The following is a 729-nucleotide window of genomic DNA, read 5'->3' on the forward strand; positions in this document are numbered from 1 at the left end:
TAGATCACCGGGTTTCGGGTCTATACCCTGCAACTTATTCGCCCAGTTAAGACTCGGTTTCCCTACGGCTCCCCTATTCGGTTAACCTTGCTACAGAATATAAGTCGCTGACCCATTATACAAAAGGTACGCAGTCACCCCATCCTCAAATGTCCCGCTTGTCTTTGCGGCCAATCTTGCCCGATTTTTTAACTTCCGCTGCTCGTGTACTTCTATGTACACTGCGCGACGGCTTGAAAAAATCGACCAATCTTGTTGGCAAATTCTGCGCTGCTCTTGTGGTGGTTATTAAGCCATCACTCAATTGCCGAGGCACTTGAGTGATGGGGCTCCCACTGCTTGTACGTACACGGTTTCAGGTTCTATTTCACTCCCCTCGCCGGGGTTCTTTTCGCCTTTCCCTCACGGTACTGGTTCACTATCGGTCAATCAGGAGTATTTAGCCTTGGAGGATGGTCCCCCCATATTCAGACAGGATAACACGTGTCCCGCCCTACTCGTCGAGTTCACAACACTAACACCTTCGGATACGGGGCTATCACCCTTTACTGCCGGACTTTCCAGACCGTTCTCCTGATGCTAATGCTGATTAAGACTCTGGGCTGCTCCCCGTTCGCTCGCCGCTACTAGGGGAATCTCGGTTGATTTCTTTTCCTCGGGGTACTGAGATGTTTCAGTTCCCCCGGTTCGCTTCGTTTGACTATGTATTCATCAAACGATAGTGCAACG

General features: G+C 50.3%; 1 rRNA gene. It reads right to left on the bottom strand.

The window, feature by feature from the left end:
• Positions 1-729 (bottom strand): 23S ribosomal RNA (locus tag SJ312_RS23295); the annotation flags it as partial.

This window comes from Providencia sp. CIM-Carb-044 (assembly GCF_033901115.1).
Classification (GTDB): Bacteria; Pseudomonadota; Gammaproteobacteria; order Enterobacterales; family Enterobacteriaceae; genus Providencia; species Providencia hangzhouensis.